The 17,127-nt window shown below is 28.8% G+C and carries 17 protein-coding genes; 10 read left to right on the top strand and 7 right to left on the bottom strand.

What is annotated here, in order from left to right:
* Positions 1 to 39: 39 nt before the first annotated feature.
* Positions 40 to 1,107, top strand: coding sequence for a methylmalonyl Co-A mutase-associated GTPase MeaB (meaB, locus tag ACYPV9_RS04185; RefSeq protein WP_459741821.1), 1,068 nt, complete (start codon positions 40 to 42; stop codon positions 1,105 to 1,107).
* An 11-nt stretch (positions 1,108 to 1,118) separates the two neighbouring features.
* The gene (locus ACYPV9_RS04180; RefSeq protein ID WP_459741819.1) at positions 1,119 to 1,628 is read left to right on the top strand and encodes a DUF3124 domain-containing protein; all 510 of its coding nucleotides are present in this window, start codon (positions 1,119 to 1,121) and stop codon (positions 1,626 to 1,628) included.
* 99 nt (positions 1,629 to 1,727) lie between these two features.
* Here the strand turns inward: ACYPV9_RS04180 and ACYPV9_RS04175 are convergent, their stop codons facing one another.
* From ACYPV9_RS04175 to ACYPV9_RS04160, 4 genes are all read right to left on the bottom strand, one after another.
* On the bottom strand, positions 1,728 to 3,953 hold the full coding sequence (locus ACYPV9_RS04175; RefSeq protein WP_459741817.1) for a TonB-dependent receptor: 2,226 nt from the start codon (positions 3,951 to 3,953) through the stop codon (positions 1,728 to 1,730).
* A 20-nt stretch (positions 3,954 to 3,973) separates the two neighbouring features.
* A complete protein-coding gene (locus ACYPV9_RS04170; RefSeq protein ID WP_459741815.1) occupies positions 3,974 to 5,269 on the bottom strand; it encodes a cell surface protein in 1,296 nt (431 codons plus the stop codon).
* A 130-nt stretch (positions 5,270 to 5,399) separates the two neighbouring features.
* Positions 5,400 to 5,960 (bottom strand): DUF4331 family protein, encoded by a 561-nt coding sequence (locus tag ACYPV9_RS04165; RefSeq protein ID WP_299060842.1) that lies wholly within the window; start codon positions 5,958 to 5,960, stop codon positions 5,400 to 5,402.
* Between the two features lie 26 nt (positions 5,961 to 5,986).
* Positions 5,987 to 6,643: a DUF4331 family protein gene (locus tag ACYPV9_RS04160; protein ID WP_459741811.1), complete on the bottom strand. Its 657-nt coding sequence runs from the start codon at positions 6,641 to 6,643 to the stop codon at positions 5,987 to 5,989.
* A 189-nt stretch (positions 6,644 to 6,832) separates the two neighbouring features.
* On the opposite strand from ACYPV9_RS04160, the gene ACYPV9_RS04155 reads away from it, so the two are divergent.
* The 4 genes from ACYPV9_RS04155 to ACYPV9_RS04140 all read left to right on the top strand — a co-directional run bounded on the left by ACYPV9_RS04155 (position 6,833) and on the right by ACYPV9_RS04140 (position 10,432).
* Positions 6,833 to 7,657, top strand: coding sequence for an ion transporter (locus tag ACYPV9_RS04155; RefSeq protein WP_459741809.1), 825 nt, complete (start codon positions 6,833 to 6,835; stop codon positions 7,655 to 7,657).
* Entirely contained in the window at positions 7,658 to 8,569 is a 912-nt protein-coding gene (miaA, locus tag ACYPV9_RS04150) for a tRNA (adenosine(37)-N6)-dimethylallyltransferase MiaA (protein WP_459741807.1), read from the top strand. It begins immediately after the preceding gene.
* Positions 8,570 to 9,838 (top strand): DUF2254 domain-containing protein, encoded by a 1,269-nt coding sequence (locus ACYPV9_RS04145; protein WP_459741805.1) that lies wholly within the window; start codon positions 8,570 to 8,572, stop codon positions 9,836 to 9,838.
* 75 nt (positions 9,839 to 9,913) lie between these two features.
* Positions 9,914 to 10,432 carry an OmpH/Skp family outer membrane protein gene (locus ACYPV9_RS04140; RefSeq protein WP_299060857.1) on the top strand — a complete coding sequence of 173 codons (519 nt, stop codon included), beginning with the start codon at positions 9,914 to 9,916 and terminating at the stop codon, positions 10,430 to 10,432.
* A gap of 74 nt (positions 10,433 to 10,506) precedes the next feature.
* Here ACYPV9_RS04140 and ACYPV9_RS04135 read toward each other — a convergent pair whose 3' ends face one another.
* The 3 genes from ACYPV9_RS04135 to ACYPV9_RS04125 all read right to left on the bottom strand — a co-directional run bounded on the left by ACYPV9_RS04135 (position 10,507) and on the right by ACYPV9_RS04125 (position 12,867).
* Positions 10,507 to 10,731, bottom strand: coding sequence for a hypothetical protein (locus tag ACYPV9_RS04135; protein ID WP_299060859.1), 225 nt, complete (start codon positions 10,729 to 10,731; stop codon positions 10,507 to 10,509).
* A 48-nt stretch (positions 10,732 to 10,779) separates the two neighbouring features.
* A complete protein-coding gene (locus ACYPV9_RS04130) occupies positions 10,780 to 12,174 on the bottom strand; it encodes an MATE family efflux transporter (protein WP_459741802.1) in 1,395 nt (464 codons plus the stop codon).
* Between the two features lie 126 nt (positions 12,175 to 12,300).
* Positions 12,301 to 12,867, bottom strand: coding sequence for a fasciclin domain-containing protein (locus tag ACYPV9_RS04125; protein ID WP_459741800.1), 567 nt, complete (start codon positions 12,865 to 12,867; stop codon positions 12,301 to 12,303).
* A 170-nt stretch (positions 12,868 to 13,037) separates the two neighbouring features.
* On the opposite strand from ACYPV9_RS04125, the gene tpx reads away from it, so the two are divergent.
* The 4 genes from tpx to ACYPV9_RS04105 are packed head-to-tail and all read left to right on the top strand — an operon-like array spanning position 13,038 to position 17,111.
* Positions 13,038 to 13,535, top strand: coding sequence for a thiol peroxidase (gene tpx / locus ACYPV9_RS04120; protein ID WP_299060908.1), 498 nt, complete (start codon positions 13,038 to 13,040; stop codon positions 13,533 to 13,535).
* Between the two features lie 4 nt (positions 13,536 to 13,539).
* Positions 13,540 to 13,920, top strand: coding sequence for a diacylglycerol kinase family protein (locus ACYPV9_RS04115; RefSeq protein WP_299060911.1), 381 nt, complete (start codon positions 13,540 to 13,542; stop codon positions 13,918 to 13,920).
* Between the two features lie 31 nt (positions 13,921 to 13,951).
* Positions 13,952 to 16,423: a DNA translocase FtsK gene (locus tag ACYPV9_RS04110; protein ID WP_459741797.1), complete on the top strand. Its 2,472-nt coding sequence runs from the start codon at positions 13,952 to 13,954 to the stop codon at positions 16,421 to 16,423.
* 31 nt (positions 16,424 to 16,454) lie between these two features.
* A complete protein-coding gene (locus tag ACYPV9_RS04105; protein ID WP_299060917.1) occupies positions 16,455 to 17,111 on the top strand; it encodes a LolA family protein in 657 nt (218 codons plus the stop codon).
* Positions 17,112 to 17,127: the final 16 nt, after the last annotated feature.

Raw genomic sequence — 17,127 nt, 5'->3', positions numbered from 1 at the left:
GTAATTAATTATCTTTAAATTTACATATTATCTTAAACAATGAATAAAAATTCTTCTGCTTTACATGAAAAAGATGGTATTTCTCCTCCAGAAACTACTAGTAAATCTTCTGCTGAAAAAATTAAGCTAAATAGAGCAAAACAAAATTCTGTTAGTGAGTTTGTTGCTAAAATTTTAGAAGGAAATATTACTTTTTTAAGTAAAGCAATCACTTTAGTTGAAAGTACTAATTCTAAACATCAAGAAAAGGCAAACCAAATCTTAGAAAAATGTTTGCCGCATGCTAATAAATCTATAAGAATTGGTATAACTGGTGTTCCTGGTGTTGGTAAAAGTACATTTATAGAGTCTTACGGTAAATACCTTACTTCTAAAGGAAACAAAGTTGCTGTTTTGGCAGTAGACCCAAGTAGTTCTGTAAATAAAGGCTCAATTTTAGGCGACAAAACAAGAATGGAACAACTTGTTACAGATAAAAATGCTTTTATTAGGCCATCACCTTCAGGCACATCTTTAGGCGGTGTTGCTCAAAAAACTAGAGAAAGCATTATTTTATGTGAAGCTGCTGGTTATGATACAATTATTATAGAAACTGTTGGTGTTGGGCAATCGGAAACTGTTGTACATTCTATGGTAGATTTCTTTTTATTACTGAAATTAGCTGGTGCCGGAGATGAATTACAAGGTATAAAAAGAGGAATTATCGAAATGGCAGATGCTATCGTTATCAATAAAGCAGACGGAGAAAATGAAAGAAATACAAAAATTGCGAAAGTAGAATTTAATAGAGCTTTGCATCTATATCCTTTAAAAGAAAGTACATGGCAACCAAAAGTTTTAACCGCAAGTGCACTTCATAATAAAGGAATCGATGAAATTAATCAAATGATTTTAGAATATATTTCTTTAACAAAAGATAATAAGTATTTCTCTAAAAAAAGAAATGAACAAAATAAATATTGGTTGTTATCTACTATCGATCAGCAATTAAAAGCAAATTTTTATAATAAACCAGAAGTTAAAAATGCCTTACAAAACGAAATTAATAATTTAGAAAATGGTATTACTACACCTTTTAATGCCGCAAAAAAATTATTGAACTTATAAAGCTCATTATTATGAACAAATACTACATATTATTTACACTGATTTTATCTTTAACAAGTTGTACTCAAAAAAAAGAATTGAGCTCTATAAATCCAGAAAACTGGACAAAGAGAGCAATCAACATTTCTATTAAAGACTCACTAGAATATGGTAAATCTTATTTATCTATTTATTCTCAAATCTATAGTTTATCTCAGCACAAAAAGCATAATTTAACTGCAATGGTAAGTTTAAGAAATACAAGCGATAAAGATTCGATATATATTTTAAGTGCTAAATATTATGATACACATGGCAAAACGATAAGAACTTATTTTGATTATCCTATTTATTTAGCGCCAATGGAAACTACCGAAATTATTATTGATGAAATAGATGTAACTGGTGGTACAGGTTCTAATTTTTTATTTGAATGGAAATTACCTAAAAATAGTTCTGAACCACTTTTTGAAGGCATCATGACTTCTACAATGGGGCAACAAGGATTGTCTTTTACAACACATGCAAAAAGAATTGAATAATGATTTGTAATTTAAAATGCCTGTTACTATAAAAGCAACAGGCATTTATCCAACTAAAATCAACCAAAACAAACATGGTCAAAATCTTAACATCATTTTTTAGAAAGTATACGTAATACTTGCTTTTGCAAAAAATGGTGTACCAGGTGTAAAATGAATTTCTTCAACAGAATTTTGTTCATTTTGTAATCTAGATTCTGTAGCAAATTGAGTTTCATTCCATGCTACATCAAAAATATTTTCGATTGCCAAACCTAATGTTATATCTTTCATCTTGTAGTTTACATTAAAATCTGCTACAAAATAACCTTCTGCAACAATAGAATTATCTTCTGTTGCTGGTCTATCATCGATATATCTATATTGAAATCCTCCAGAAAAATTACCTAAATTATTAACAGATAATCCACCTACCGCGGTAAAATCTGGCGCTAAAGGAATGTAATCTTCTCCTGATATATTTTCTAAACTTCTTGCTTTAGTAAAAGTTACATCTGTATTAAAATATAACCAATCTGTAAATTGATATCTTACTCCTAAATCTAAACCATAACGCTCAGACTCTCCTGATGGCTCTACAATACCGGCATCACCAACGTATACAAATTCTTCTTCTGATAATAAATACCAAACAGCGGTATTAATTACCATGTTTTTTGTTGGTTTCCAAATATTACCAAAGTCTAAGCCGTAAGCTTTTGGTAAAACTTTGTCGGCATTTTGTTGTAAAACAACTCTTGTATCATTACTATGAAACCCAATACCCGATTTTAAAAACCATTGTAAATTATCATTTTGAGAATACAAGAAATTCAATTTTGGTGTAACGATTGCTTTGTTTTTTGTTAACGTATTATAATTCGTTTGCAAAGCATCGTTGTAAATAAATTTAAAATAATCTAATCGAACCGCTGGAGAAATTTTAAATTTCCCTATTTCAAATTCTGAATTAAAAAATGCATACATATTTGTTTGTCTTACATCACCCAACTGAATTCTATCGATAACTTCTTGTCTATTTTTTGTATGAGATAATTCTATATCATTAATAATATCATAACGTAAACCTGCACCTTTTGTAAATTTTGCCTCAACGTCTCCAAATAATTTATTAGAAATTATTTGTGCATTTGCTCCAAAAATATCTCTATTTTCAAATTGTCTAATCTGATCTCCGTTTACAGGATCTTCTAAAAAGAACGTAAAATTAGAAAATAGCTCAAAATTATATTTAGAATAGAAAACGTTCGATTTTAAAATAGATTCTTCTGATAATGTTTTATTTAACTCAACATTAAAATTTGTTCTAGATGTTGTACCGCCTTCGGTATCATCTATTGCACCAAAACGAGTAATATTACCATTGTTAACTTCTCTTTCTGGTATTTGACCAGATGCATCCCAAGTACTTGTAAAATGAGAAGCGGTTACGCTAACTCTGTCTTTACCGTTTAAAAATGTATTGTATTTACCAAATAAATTTAATCTGCTAAAATTCTGCGGAGATTCAAACGGACCATCCGTAGCAATATATTCTACAGCAACATATGCGTCATCTCTTTTACTGCCTTCTAAAAGATCAAACATTCCTAAAAAACGTTGCGAGTTAAACTGCCCTACTTCTAAAGAAACCATACTATTTTGTATACTATTCTTAGTCGAAAAATTAACATAACCTGCAGTGTTAAAATCACCTTGTTTTGCATAATAAGGACCTTTACCAAAATCTATTTTCTGAATTGTTTCTGGTATTACAAAGTGTAAATCACTATAACCTTGGCCATGTGCATGCGAAACCATATTTATTGGCATACCATCTACAGAAAGCGTAATATCTGTACCATGATCAATATCAAAACCACGTAAAAATATTTGTTCTGCTTTTCCGCCACCGGCATGTTGACCAATGATTAAACCTGGTACTTTTCTTAAAATTTCTTGTGAATTGTTAACAGGATTAACTTCTAAGTCTATTTTAGAGATTGTTTGTAAAGCATTAATTTCTTTTCTTAAAACCAACTCTTCTAATTGAAATATTTTAGTTTTTAATACAACTCTAAAATCATTAAAATTTTGGGCATTTAAAACAACTTCTTGTTTCTGAAATCCTAAAATTCCTATCTGAATTGTATCACCAATATTGGTATTTAATACTTTAAAATTTCCGTTTAAATCTGAATGTGTATGCGCATTAGAGCTAACATTAAACACATATGCATTTTCTATAGGATTATTATAAGTGTCTATAATTTTCCCTTTTAATTCTTGAGCATTTGTATGTAGACAAGTTGCAAGAAAAATAAATACGAATAGTAAATTTCTCATTTTTATATTTTTTTGCAAACTTATATATTTAAAATATCTTTTTCTGCTAAAGGTCCCAATTCATAGATACTTTCTACCAATTCTTCTTTTAACATGATAGCTTCCTGCAATTTACCATTTGCTTTTAAAATATAAGCGGCATGTAATAGTGCTTCTGGCTCGTAAGTTTTATTTAAAACAAACTTTTCTGTAATTTCTAAAGCCTTTTCTATTTGTCCGTTTTTAAAGTAAGACCACGCTAGTAAATCGTAAGATTGAGCGGTAGGTCTTTCTGATACTTCTTGAGCTGCAATATTTAAAGCTTTCGATTTTTGATCTTTATTTTCTGCGTACAATAAAACATCATATTTATTGTACATAACACCGTAATTAGAGTTTGATACTTGAGTGATGTACTTTTCAATTTGTCGGTTTTTTTCTACTGAATTTTCCATAAAATCTAAAATTTCTGCTTTTAATAAGTGGTAATCTGGGGATTTGTTTTCTTGAGTTACTGTTTCTAAAATTCTTAAAGCTTCTTTAGGATTACGCTCATAAGAATATACAATCCATGCAATTCCTTTTTTTGCGTAACTATCTTTAGGGTTTAGTTCTAAAGCTTTTAAATAAGCATTATAAGAGTCTTTTATTCTACCTGCATGACCATAATAATCTGCTAGGTTTGTATAATTCCACTGAATTAAAGTTTTGTTATTCGAAGATTTTGCAATCTCTAAAGAAGCTTCTAAATATGCTATTGCCTTATCTAAATTACCAAGATGATCGTTGTATTTAGAAAGTCTTATTAAGTAATCGAAACTTTTAAAATTTTTAACTTTAGATAAGTAGTTTTCTGTTTCTTTAAGGTTACCCAACTCTAGATTAACATCAATCAGCATAAACTGAGTTTGTTGAAGCTTTTCCCCGTTTTTTTCTGCTTTTTTTAATAAAAGCAACGCTTCCTTAAATCTGTGTTGAGAAATATAGTTTCTTGCTAAACTTCTTAAATAACCAGCGTTATTATAAAATGTTTTTTCATTCGCTATACTTAAATTTTTTTCTGCACTTTTTAAAGATTCAATCTCGCCTGTTAACTTAAACATTGCATTATTTGCTGATGCCAATTTTACGTAATAAGGATATTGATCTGGAGTTTTTTCTAACTTTTGAGACCAAAAATTAGAATCTGATAGTATGTTTTCTAAAGAATTATTTTCTGTAGCTTTTAAATAGGCATTATAATCTTTAGCGTTTGTTATTTGTTTGTCTGTTGAATTAATGCAACTCGTTGCGATTGAAAAAGTTACAAATAATAAAATTAGTTGGATATATTTCATTGTTTGTATTTTATGTTAGTTAAAAATATTTAATGAATCATTGGAATAACACATTAAAATATTAGAGAATTATTTTTTTTAAAGAATGACACATGCTCCCTTAAACATGTGTCATTTCTATAAACTTCTACTACCAAGGAGAAGCTAAATATGGAAAACTTGTTAAAAAGTCTTTGTCATTTGCATCTACATTATCATTTGATAAAGTTGGATTTTCCATAAAATCCTCTCCACCAAAAATCAATAATAATTCAACAGTAATTACATCGTCTGCTAAAGCTCTACCTGTTAAAACATTTGTACCGTCATAAAAAGTAGTTGTACCGTCTAAAGAAACATTTAAAACATCTGTTGCTAATAAACCTGTAAAAGCAGCAGCGTCTAAACCTAAAGCATTTGTGTCTCCATCATTTGCATACGCAGGACTTAAGCCTTTTAAATTTGCTTCAAACATAGATTGAAACTTTGCATTTTGTTCTGACGGAATTGTATTATTAAATTCATCTTTTTTATCAGTAGAAACAAAAACAGTATTTACTGCTGGTCTACCCATTTGGTCTTTTTGCATAAATGTTCCAGAAAAATCTGTTTCAATTACTGCAACTGTATCATTATCGTTATTACTACAACTTACTAACACTAAAGAAAACATTAATAAAGCTGCTGTATATTTTATAAAATTAAATTTCATGATATTCGTTTTTTAAGGTTTGTTAATTATTGTTTTACTTTAGCTTCTACCCAAGTATTTATTGTACCAGAAGTACCAACCATACTTTTAGGAACTTCTACAACTATAGAAAGTACATTTGAACCTGCAAAAGTATCTGCTCCTGGATTATTAAAACCTGGTGCAGTTCCGCCAACAACTTCTCCATATCTGGCAAAATCCATAAAGAAAGGATCATCTCTTGGACCTGCAAACATTTTCATTCCTGCACTATTTTCTGCAATAATTGCTGATGAACCATAGGCCGTAATATCTACTTCTCCTTTTACAGAAGACATAGTAGCAATATCACTAGTTAATCCGGTAGAAGAAGGTGCTACAGGACCAAAGAAATACATTTTACCATCTCTAGGAATTGCCTGAATTACTAAATCTTCTACAGCATCGCCATCTGTATCAATATTAAATTCTACCAAAACATTTTCGTCAAAAGATGTCGTTGAAGTTGCTGAAGGACTAAGAAGCCCTTGCACATTTGCTACGAATACTAAATTGTTTGTGTTTTCTCCTTGAAAAGCATAAAAGTCTGTAATATCTGCAGACGTTCCTTGGGCAGCAGGCGCATCGATATGATCTGCCGCTACTGTAATTAAACCAATAATTGCAACAATTACGGTTCCTATTAAAATTTTACTTTTTTTCATTGTGTGAGTTTTTAGTTAATATTTAATTGAATCTCACACTACTTACGAGGTAAATAGCCATACGGTTTTTTTATTTGCAACTTTTTTTCATATTTTTTCTAACCCCTATAAACACTGATAAATATAGTTGTAAAAATTTTTAAAACATGGTAAATAATCGTAGTATTGTATTAGAAAATTATAATTATTTTGAACGAAAACGAAAAAAAATCTTTTTGGAAAGAAAAACTTCATGAAATTATTTATGAAGCAGATACAAAAGAAGGAAAGCTTTTTGACGTTGTATTACTTATTGCTATAATTGCTAGTATTTTATTGGTAATGTTAGAAAGTATAGAGAGTTTCGATAATGAATATCATTATTTTTTAAACATTGGCGAATGGATTATTACAGTTTTCTTTACTATAGAATATATCATTAGAATTATATCCATAAGAAAGCCTTTAAAATACATTTTTAGCTTTTATGGGATTATTGATTTGTTATCTACAATACCTAAATATTTATCTTATATATTGATAGGTTCGCAAAGTCTAGTAGCTTTAAGAGCTTTAAGATTGCTAAGAGTTTTTAGAATTTTAAAATTAGCAAGATACATTGGCGCTTCAAACAAATTATTATTAGCATTAAAATCTAGTAGAGCAAAAATTGCAGTCTTTTTATTTTTCGTATTAATTGTTTGTATAATTTTAGGAACAGTTATGTATATGATAGAAGGTGCCGAAAATGGATTTACAAACATTCCTAAAAGTATATATTGGGCAATTGTAACTTTAACTACAGTAGGTTTTGGAGATATTGCACCACAAACACCATTAGGGCAATTAATTGCAAGTGTAATTATGATTCTAGGATATTCTATTATTGCAATACCAACCGGAATTGTTAGTTCTGAAATGACAAAAACAGATGAAGAAATAGACACAAACACACAATCTTGTCCTACATGTTTAAAAGAAAAGCATAAAAAAAACGCAACATTTTGTTACAATTGCGGTAGCATTTTAAATTAGATGAATACATTCAAAAATACTTTGATAACAATTGTTGGTCCTACCGCAATTGGTAAAACTGCTTTAAGTATTAAACTTGCTAAAGCATATAACGCTAGTATAATTTCTTGCGATTCTAGACAATTTTATAAAGAAATGACCATTGGTACTGCTGTACCAGAACCAGAAGAATTAGCGGCAGCACAACATTATTTTATACAAGATAGAAGTATTTTTGACACTTATAATGTTGGTGAATTCGAAAGAGATGCTTTACAAAAATTAGAACATTTGTTTGAAGAAAATTCTGTACAAATAATGGTTGGTGGTAGCGGTTTGTACGTAGATGCTGTATTAAAAGGATTGGATTATTTTCCGGAAGTAGATGCTAAAATTAGAGAAAAATTAACTTTACAATTAGAATCTGAAGGAATTGAGGTTTTACAAAAACAATTAAAAGAATTAGATATTGCTACTTATAATTCTATTGAAATTGAAAATCCGCATAGAATAATGAGAGCTTTAGAAATTTGTATTGGAACAGGAACACCTTATTCTACTTTTAAAAATAAACCCAAAAAACCTAGAAATTTTAATATTATTAAAATAGGTTTAAATGCAGAAAGAGAATTAATTTATAATAGAATTAATTTAAGAGTAGACCTTATGATAAAAAATGGTTTAATTGAAGAAGCCAAAAAACTATTTGAGTTTAAATATTTAAACGCTTTACAAACAGTTGGTTACAGAGAACTTTTTAATTATTTTGAAGGAAATTTCACCAAAAATTTTGCAATATCAGAAATTAAGAAAAACACCAGAAGGTTTGCAAAAAGGCAACTAACATGGTTTAAAAGAGATACCGAAACCATGTGGTTTGATTATTTAACAGACCTTAGTGTTATTAAAAATAAAATTGATGCAAAAATTTAAATGAAAGATAAGATTTTTACATTTTTAAATAGGGTTTATAATTTAAAAAATAAAATAGCCTTCTACCCTTCTATTATTGCATTGGGCGGTGTTCTTTTTGCTTATTTAATGATGTTTTTAGAAAATCTTGGAATTTCTGATTATTTTCAAAAAATTTTACCAGAATTAGTAGTTAATGATGAAGATACTGCAAGAACCATTCTTTCTACTTTTATTGCAGGTTTAACATCAATAATGGTTTTTAGCTTTTCTATGGTGATGATATTACTTAACCAAGCGTCTAGTAATTTTTCTCCGAGATTATTACCTGGTCTAATTTCTAACAGAAGGCATCAAATTGTTTTGGGTTGCTACTTATTTACCATTATTTACTGTATTTTAATTCTAGTTTTTATAGAACCAAATGGTAAAGATTATCAGTTACCTGGCTTTTCGGTAATACTATCTATTGTATTTATGATAAACTCTCTTGGCGCTTTTATCTATTTTATCCATTCGATTTCACAAGAAATTCAGATAAACAATATTTTGCTTAAAATTTTTAGAAAGGCTGAAAAAAGTTTAAAAAAGTTAATCGAAATTGAAAAAGAAATTGAAAGTCAAACAGATACAAAAAACTGGATAGAATATAAGACAAAAAAATCAGGTTATTTTAAAACTGTTTCAACAGATATTTTGGTTGATATGGCGTGTGAAAATAAATTTGAACTTGAAATTTTATCTAACCAAGGCTCTTATTGTGCAGAAGAAGATATATTATTTAAAGCCAACATCGAATTAAATAAAGAAATTTTAGAAAAGATATATGATAATTTCGAATTTTCTAAAGGCGAGTTAATTGATAATAATTATCTTTTGGCATTCAAACAAATTACAGAAGTTGCGGTAAAATCAATGTCTCCAGGAATTAACGATCCTGGTACAGCAATAAATGCTATCGATTATTTATCAGAATTACTTTCACTTAGAGCCCAACTTACCAATTTAGAAATTAAAAGGAAAAATGATAAAGATGCAGTAATAATTAATACTTTAAATTTTAAAGATTTAATTTACAATATTATGGCTCCTTTAAGAACATATTGTTCTCATGATATAATTATAGTTAAAAAATTACTTATTACTTTATTAAGAACAAAAAACAAAACTAGCATTAAATCTTACAAAACAATACTTTCTTCTGAAATAGAATTGTTAATTACAGATGCCAAAATAAATATTAATAACAAAGAAGATTTAAAAAAATTAGACAGTTTTTTAAATAAATAATTTAAGTTTTATTTAAAACTCTTACACTTAGATAAATAATAATCTTTTATACATTTGTATTCCTAAAATTAAATTATGAAGTTAAAAATTACATTATTGTTTATTGCTTTTATAAGCACAATTTCTTTTGCCCAAACAAAAGTTGGTACAATCGATAGCGATTACATTATTAGCCTGATGCCAGAAAATAAAGTTATTTTAAAAATGGCTCAAAAATATGGTGCTAAACTAGACTCTTCTTTTGCTGTTAAAGTAGAAGATTTTAGAGCGAGGTTAAAAGATTATCAAGCTAAAGAAAAAGAAATGGGCGATTTAGAGAAGAAAACTGTTCAAAAAGAATTGGCTTCTTTAGAGCAAGACATTAACCAATATCAAAAAAACGGTAACACTTTAATGGGCTTAAAAAGAGATGAATTAATGCGACCATTATACAAGAAACTTTCTAATGCTATTGCAGAAGTATCAAAGGCAAATGGATACACTCAAATTTTAACAACAACCGGTAATCAATTTGCTTATTTAGATCCGAAATTTGATATTACCGATTTAGTCATAAAAAAACTAGGTATTACAGTTCCTAAACCAACTGAATAATACGTAAGAAATTAATAATATTAAAAAGCCTCATAATTTTCATTATAAGGCTTTTTTTATTTTGAAATACAATATTACTCGTATTGCTTCATTTCTTCATCATAAAATATACCCGCTTTATCCATTAAATCGGCTAATTCTGTAGCAATATCTTCTTCATTTTCTCCTGTTAAATCTTCGAACCACTCAATTTCATCATCTTTTAAGTTAATTATAAAACGTGGGAATTCTGTGTGTAACACAAATATATCTTCTGGCGCATTGCTATTATCTGCAAGTAAAAACTTTGGTAAATCCATTATTTATTTTTTAATTTTTTAAACTTATCTATCAATGTTGCTATAAATTTAAGCAACAATAATTTTTTCATCTTTCTCTTTAATCAACTTTAAAGTTAAGGAATTAAACCTTATAAATAGTAAAACTGATGCTGTTGTTAATCCGGCAAGTAAACCCAACCAAATACCAAAACTACCATACATGTTTTCTTGCCCCAAATAATAAGATACCGGAAAACCAACAACCCAATAAGAGATAAAAGTTAATACTGTTGGTATTTTAACATCTTGTAATCCTCTTAAAGCTCCTAAAACAACAACTTGTATACTATCTGATATTTGAAAAAATGCTGCTGCCAATAATAAATTTGCCGCAATAGATAGTACTTCTTTATTATCTACATAATTAGCTGTATCGCTTAAATCTACATATAAATTTGGTAAACTTTTATGAAAAATAAAGAATATTAGCGCAAAGAATGTGGCAAGTAAAACTCCTAGTAAAAAAATTGAAAAAGCTATTCTGCGCAATTCTCTGTAATTTTGTAATCCTTTTTGATTACCAACTCTAATCATAGAAGCCACGCTTAAGCCCATGGCAACCATAAATGTCATAGAAGATAAATTTAATGCTATTTGGTTTGCTGCTTGCGGATTTTTGCCCAACAAACCACTTAACCAAATGGCGGCTGTAAAAATTGCTACTTCAAAAAACATTTGCATTGCACTTAAAGAACCTAAGTTTATAATCTTTTTAATCATTAAAAAATCTAAAACAAAAAACTGAATATTTTTTACAATTCTTTTTGACCTTTCTTTAAAACGTAAAAGAAGCCATAAATAAATAACCATTATTATTCTTGAAGCTAACGTACCATAAGCAGCACCAACAATACCCATTTCTGGAAAACCAAACTTACCAAATATTAATAAATAGTTTAAAAGCACATTTACAATGTTTGCCAATAATGTAGCGAACATAGGATATCTTGTCATCGACATACCATCACTAAATTGTTTTATTGCTTGAAAAATTATTAATGGAATTAGTGAAAAAGCTACTAAATCTAAATAAGGTATTGCCAATGCAACAACTTCTTCTGGCTGTTTCATTAAATACATAAGTGGCTTAGAAAAATACACTAATAAAAAGAGTAAAATACCTAAAGTAGTACATAAAAATAAACCATGTTTATATGTCGATCTAGCTTGTTTTAAGTTATTTGAAGAATCTGCTTCTGCAATTAAAGGTGTTATAGCTGTAGAAAAACCAATACCAATAGACATCGCAATAAACATAAAGCTATTGCCTAAAGAAACCGCTGCTAACTCTGCTGTACCTAATTGCCCAACCATTATATTATCTATAAAACTAACAAATGTATGCCCAAGCATACCCAACATAACAGGTGCTGCTAATTTTAGGTTGTAATTAAATTCTGAAGTGTATTGAGGTAGATTCAACTTTCTTTATTTTACGGACAACAAAAGTACAATTAGTTGATAAATTATATTAACGTAAAAACAGAAGTTATACACAAAAAAAAGCCACCTCAAAAAGATGGCTTATTAATTAAAAATTATTTTTAATTACATTTTGGCTTTAGGCAATAATACGGCATCAATAACATGTATTACTCCGTTAGATTGGTTTACATCTGCAATTGTAACTTTTGCTTTCCCTCCATTTTCATCAGAAATGTAAACATCTTTTCCTTTCATCCAAGCAGTTATTTCTGAACCGCTTACTGTTTTAATTACAGCTTTACCATTTCCTTTTTCAATAAGGTTTATAATTTCTGTTGCACCCCAGTTTCCTGCCACAACATGGTATTTTAAAACCGATTGTAATTTCATTTTGTTTTCTGCCATTAACAAAGCATCTACAGTTCCTTTAGGCAACATACCAAAAGCTTTATTTGTTGGCGCAAAAACTGTGAACGGACCGTCGCTAGATAAAACACTAACTAAATCTGCAGCTTTAACCGCTGCTACTAATGTTGTATGGTCTTTAGAATTTACTGCATTTTCTACAATATTTTTTGAAGGATACATGGCTGCACCACCAACCATCTTTGTTTTTTGCGCCATAAAAGATTGACCTAAAAAGATTGCTAAAATAAATACTGAGGTTTTGATAAAATTTAATTTTTTCATAATTTGTAAATTGAGTTATTAATTTTGTTCTCAAAAGCACTTACGATATTCATTTACTTTTGGTTTTGTTAAAAAAGTCCTAAAAGAAATATTTCTTAGGTTTCCGTCTATATAATTACTCGAATAATTTAATTATTATTACTTTTGATTTCTAATTAAAAAAACAAAAAATGGCAGATATAACTTTAAAAGGAAACGCAATAAATACAATAGGAAATTTACCCAAAATTGGCTCTAAAGCATCTAATTTTTCTCTAAAAACAGTAGATTTATCAGAAAAAACGTTAGCAGATTTTAAAGGTAAAAAAGTAGTCTTAAATATTTTTCCTTCTGTAGATACTGGTACTTGTGCTACTTCTGTAAGAGAATTTAATAAAAAAGCATCAGAGTTAGAAAACACAGTTGTTCTATGTATTTCTAAAGATTTACCATTTGCACAAGCTCGTTTTTGTGGTGCAGAAGGTATTGATAATGTTGTTATGTTATCTGACTTTGCAAACGGAAGTTTTGGGAAAGATTATGAACTTGATATTGCTAATGGGCCTTTAGCTAACTTACACTCTAGAGCAGTTGTTATTTTAGATGAAGAAGGAACAGTAATTTATACAGAACAAGTTTCTGAAATAGTTGATGAACCTAATTATGAAGCTGCATTAAAAGCGATATAGTTTAATGAAGAACCCAAACGACGGCTTTTTAAGAGGTAGAATACGTAGTTTAAAATTTGCTTTTAGAGGTACTTGGTTGCTTATAACAACAGAAGATAGTATTAAAGCGCAAATTGTAATTGCAATAATTGCAACTATTTTAGGCTTTTATTTTAACATCTCGAATGTAGAATGGATGTTTCAGTTTATGGCAATAGGAATGGTTTTAGTTGCCGAATCTTTAAATACCGCTGTAGAAAAAATTGCAGATTTTATTCATCCAGATTTTCATGTTAAAATTGGATTTATAAAAGATATTGCTGCTGGTGCACCTACTTTTGCCGCTATTATTTCTTTAATTATTTCGGCGTTCATTTATATTCCAAAAATCATTTTACTATTTTAGCATAACTCACTTAAAATAATACACTTACTTAATGGCTAAAAGAAAACCTAGCGTAAAAAAAAACACAAAAACATCAGAAAACAAACCTCCTATTTTTGCCTTTTTAAAGACAAAACAGGCACAAACAATTTTAGGTTTTTTTTTAATTTCTTTTTCTGTTTTTTTATGTATTGCTTTTATTTCATTCTTTTTTAATTGGCAAGAAGACCAAAGCACATTAGACCAATTAACAAACAGAAGCGTAAAAAGTAATAACTTATTAGGTAAAATTGGTGCAAATTTAAGTCACTTTTTTATATACAAAGGTTTCGGAATTGCTTCTTTTATAATTGTTATTCAATTATTTCTAACAGGTTTAGATGTATTATTTAAAAGAAAACTTTCTAAAATTATACTTGCTTGGAATTGGAGCTTAGTTGCGATGGTTTTAATATCGATTTCATTAGGCTTTTTACATGTAAAGTTTGCTTTATTATCTGGTATTATTGGTTTTGAAATCAATCAATACTTACAAGATTTTATTGGTAAAACTGGTTTAGTAATTACCTTAATATTTCTATTTGCTGCCTATACAGTAATTCGATACAAAGTTACTTTTGATCTTTTTATTGAAAAATTAAAACAAAAAAGAGCTATTAAAGAACAAGAAGAATCTTTAATTGTTAATGATACCTCAAGTCTAGAAGTAGAAAATGAAAAAGTTGTTAAAAACGATATAATAAAAGAAGCTGTAGAAGAAACAGCAGAAGAAATATCTGAAAATAAAGAAAAATCTAATTTCGAGAAATCTGTAATAGATTTAAAACCTACAATTTCTAATCATTCTGATGTTGATACCAAAAAAGAGAAATTAACCCTAACTGTTTCGACAGAACCAGAAGCTAATATAGAAGAAACTGTAGAAGATTTAAATGATGTTGGTATAGACGTTGCCATTGGCAGAGAAGAAGAGTCTTCTACACAAAATTTATCTGATAAATTAGTAAAAGATTTTGGTGAATTTGACCCAACTTTAGAATTGGCAAACTTTAAGTTTCCTACATTTAACTTATTAAAACAATATAACGAAACGATTTCTATCGATCCGGAAGAACTAGAAGCTAATAAAGACCGTATTGTAGAAACTCTAAAGAATTATAAAATTGGTATTGCAGAAATTAAAGCTACTGTAGGACCTACAATTACTTTATATGAAATCGTGCCAGAAGCCGGAATTAGAATTTCTAAAATTAAAAATTTAGAAGATGATATTGCCCTTTCTTTATCAGCATTAGGTATTCGTATCATTGCGCCGATTCCTGGTAAAGGTACAATTGGTATCGAAGTACCAAATAAAAAATCGACCATAGTATCAATGCATTCTGTAATTTCATCAAAGAAATTTCAAGAGTCGCCAATGGAATTGCCAATTGCTTTAGGTAAAACCATTTCTAATGAAACTTTTGTAGTCGATCTTGCAAAAATGCCACACTTATTAATGGCAGGTGCAACAGGACAAGGAAAATCTGTAGGATTAAATGCAGTTTTAACTTCATTACTTTATAAAAAACATCCGGCAGAAGTAAAATTTATTTTGGTAGATCCAAAAAAGGTAGAATTAACGCTTTTTAATAAAATTGAAAGACATTATTTAGCAAAATTACCAGACGTTGAAGAAGCTATTATTACTGATACGACAAAAGTTGTACATACTTTAAATTCTTTATGTATCGAAATGGATAACCGTTATGACTTGCTAAAAGCTGCAATGGTTAGAAATATTAAAGAATACAATGCTAAATTTAAAGCTCGAAAACTAAACCCTAACGACGGACATCAATTTTTACCATATATTGTTTTAGTTATTGATGAATTTGCAGATTTAATTATGACTGCGGGTAAAGAAGTAGAAACACCTATAGCTCGTTTAGCACAGCTTGCAAGAGCAATTGGTATTCATTTAATTGTAGCAACACAAAGACCTTCTGTAAACGTAATTACAGGTATCATAAAAGCGAATTTCCCTGCAAGAATTGCATTTAGAGTTACATCAAAAATAGATTCTAGAACAATTTTAGATGCAGGTGGTGCAGATCAACTAATTGGTAGAGGAGATTTATTATACACAGCTGGTAATGACATTAATAGAATACAATGTGCTTTTGTAGACACACCAGAAGTAGAAAAAATTACAGACTTTATAGGGTCTCAAAAAGCATATTCAGAAGCATTTTTACTGCCAGAATATGTTGATGATGAAAGTGGCACAACTGTTGATATAGACATTGCAGACAGAGATAAACTGTTTAGAGATGCTGCAGAAATTATTGTTACAGCACAACAAGGTTCTGCCTCTCTACTACAAAGAAAATTAAAACTTGGTTATAACAGAGCTGGTAGATTAATCGATCAATTAGAAGCAGCAGGAATTGTAGGTGGTTTTGAAGGTAGTAAAGCTAGACAAGTTTTAGTACCAGATTTTGTAGCATTAGATCAATTATTAGAAAACGAAAAAAAAGAATAATCTCGTAAAAAGATTATACAATTATTAAATTATGAAGAAATTAGGAATTTTATTTTTAAGCCTTTTTATTACTACTATTACATTTGCTCAAAATGATGCTAAAGCAAAATCTTTATTAGACGAAGTTTCTAGCAAAATGGGCGCATATAAAAATATGTATATTGGTTTTAGCCAAACATTAAGTAACGAAGATGCAGGCATAAAAGAAGGAGATGAACCACCAATTAGAGGTGAAATAAATTTACAAGGAGAAAAATATAGTTTAAACTATTTGGGTAATCAATTTATATACGATGGTAAAAAATTATATGTAATTAACCATGAAGAAAAAGAAATTTCTATTTCTGATAGTGATTTAAATGGAGATGACGGATTTATTTACCCATCTAAACTTTTAACTTTTTATAAAGAAGGATACAACTTACAAATAGGAAAATTAGAAAATATTAAAGGAAGAAAAATTCAGTTTGTTACTTTAAATCCTATAGATAGTAACTCGGAAATTGTAAAAGTAGAATTGGGGATCGATGCAAAAACAAAGCACATTTATAAACTTATTCAAACTGGGGCAAATGGCTCTAAAACAACCTTTACAATCACAAAATTTAGAAAAAACGAAGAATTATCTAAAAACTTCTTTTCTTTTAACAAAGCCAAGTTTTTAAATAAAAACTATACAATAGACTAATTTTATCGATTAATAC

Source organism: Polaribacter sp. OB-PA-B3 (assembly GCF_054589375.1).
This window is presented reverse-complemented; position numbering and strand designations above follow the sequence as displayed.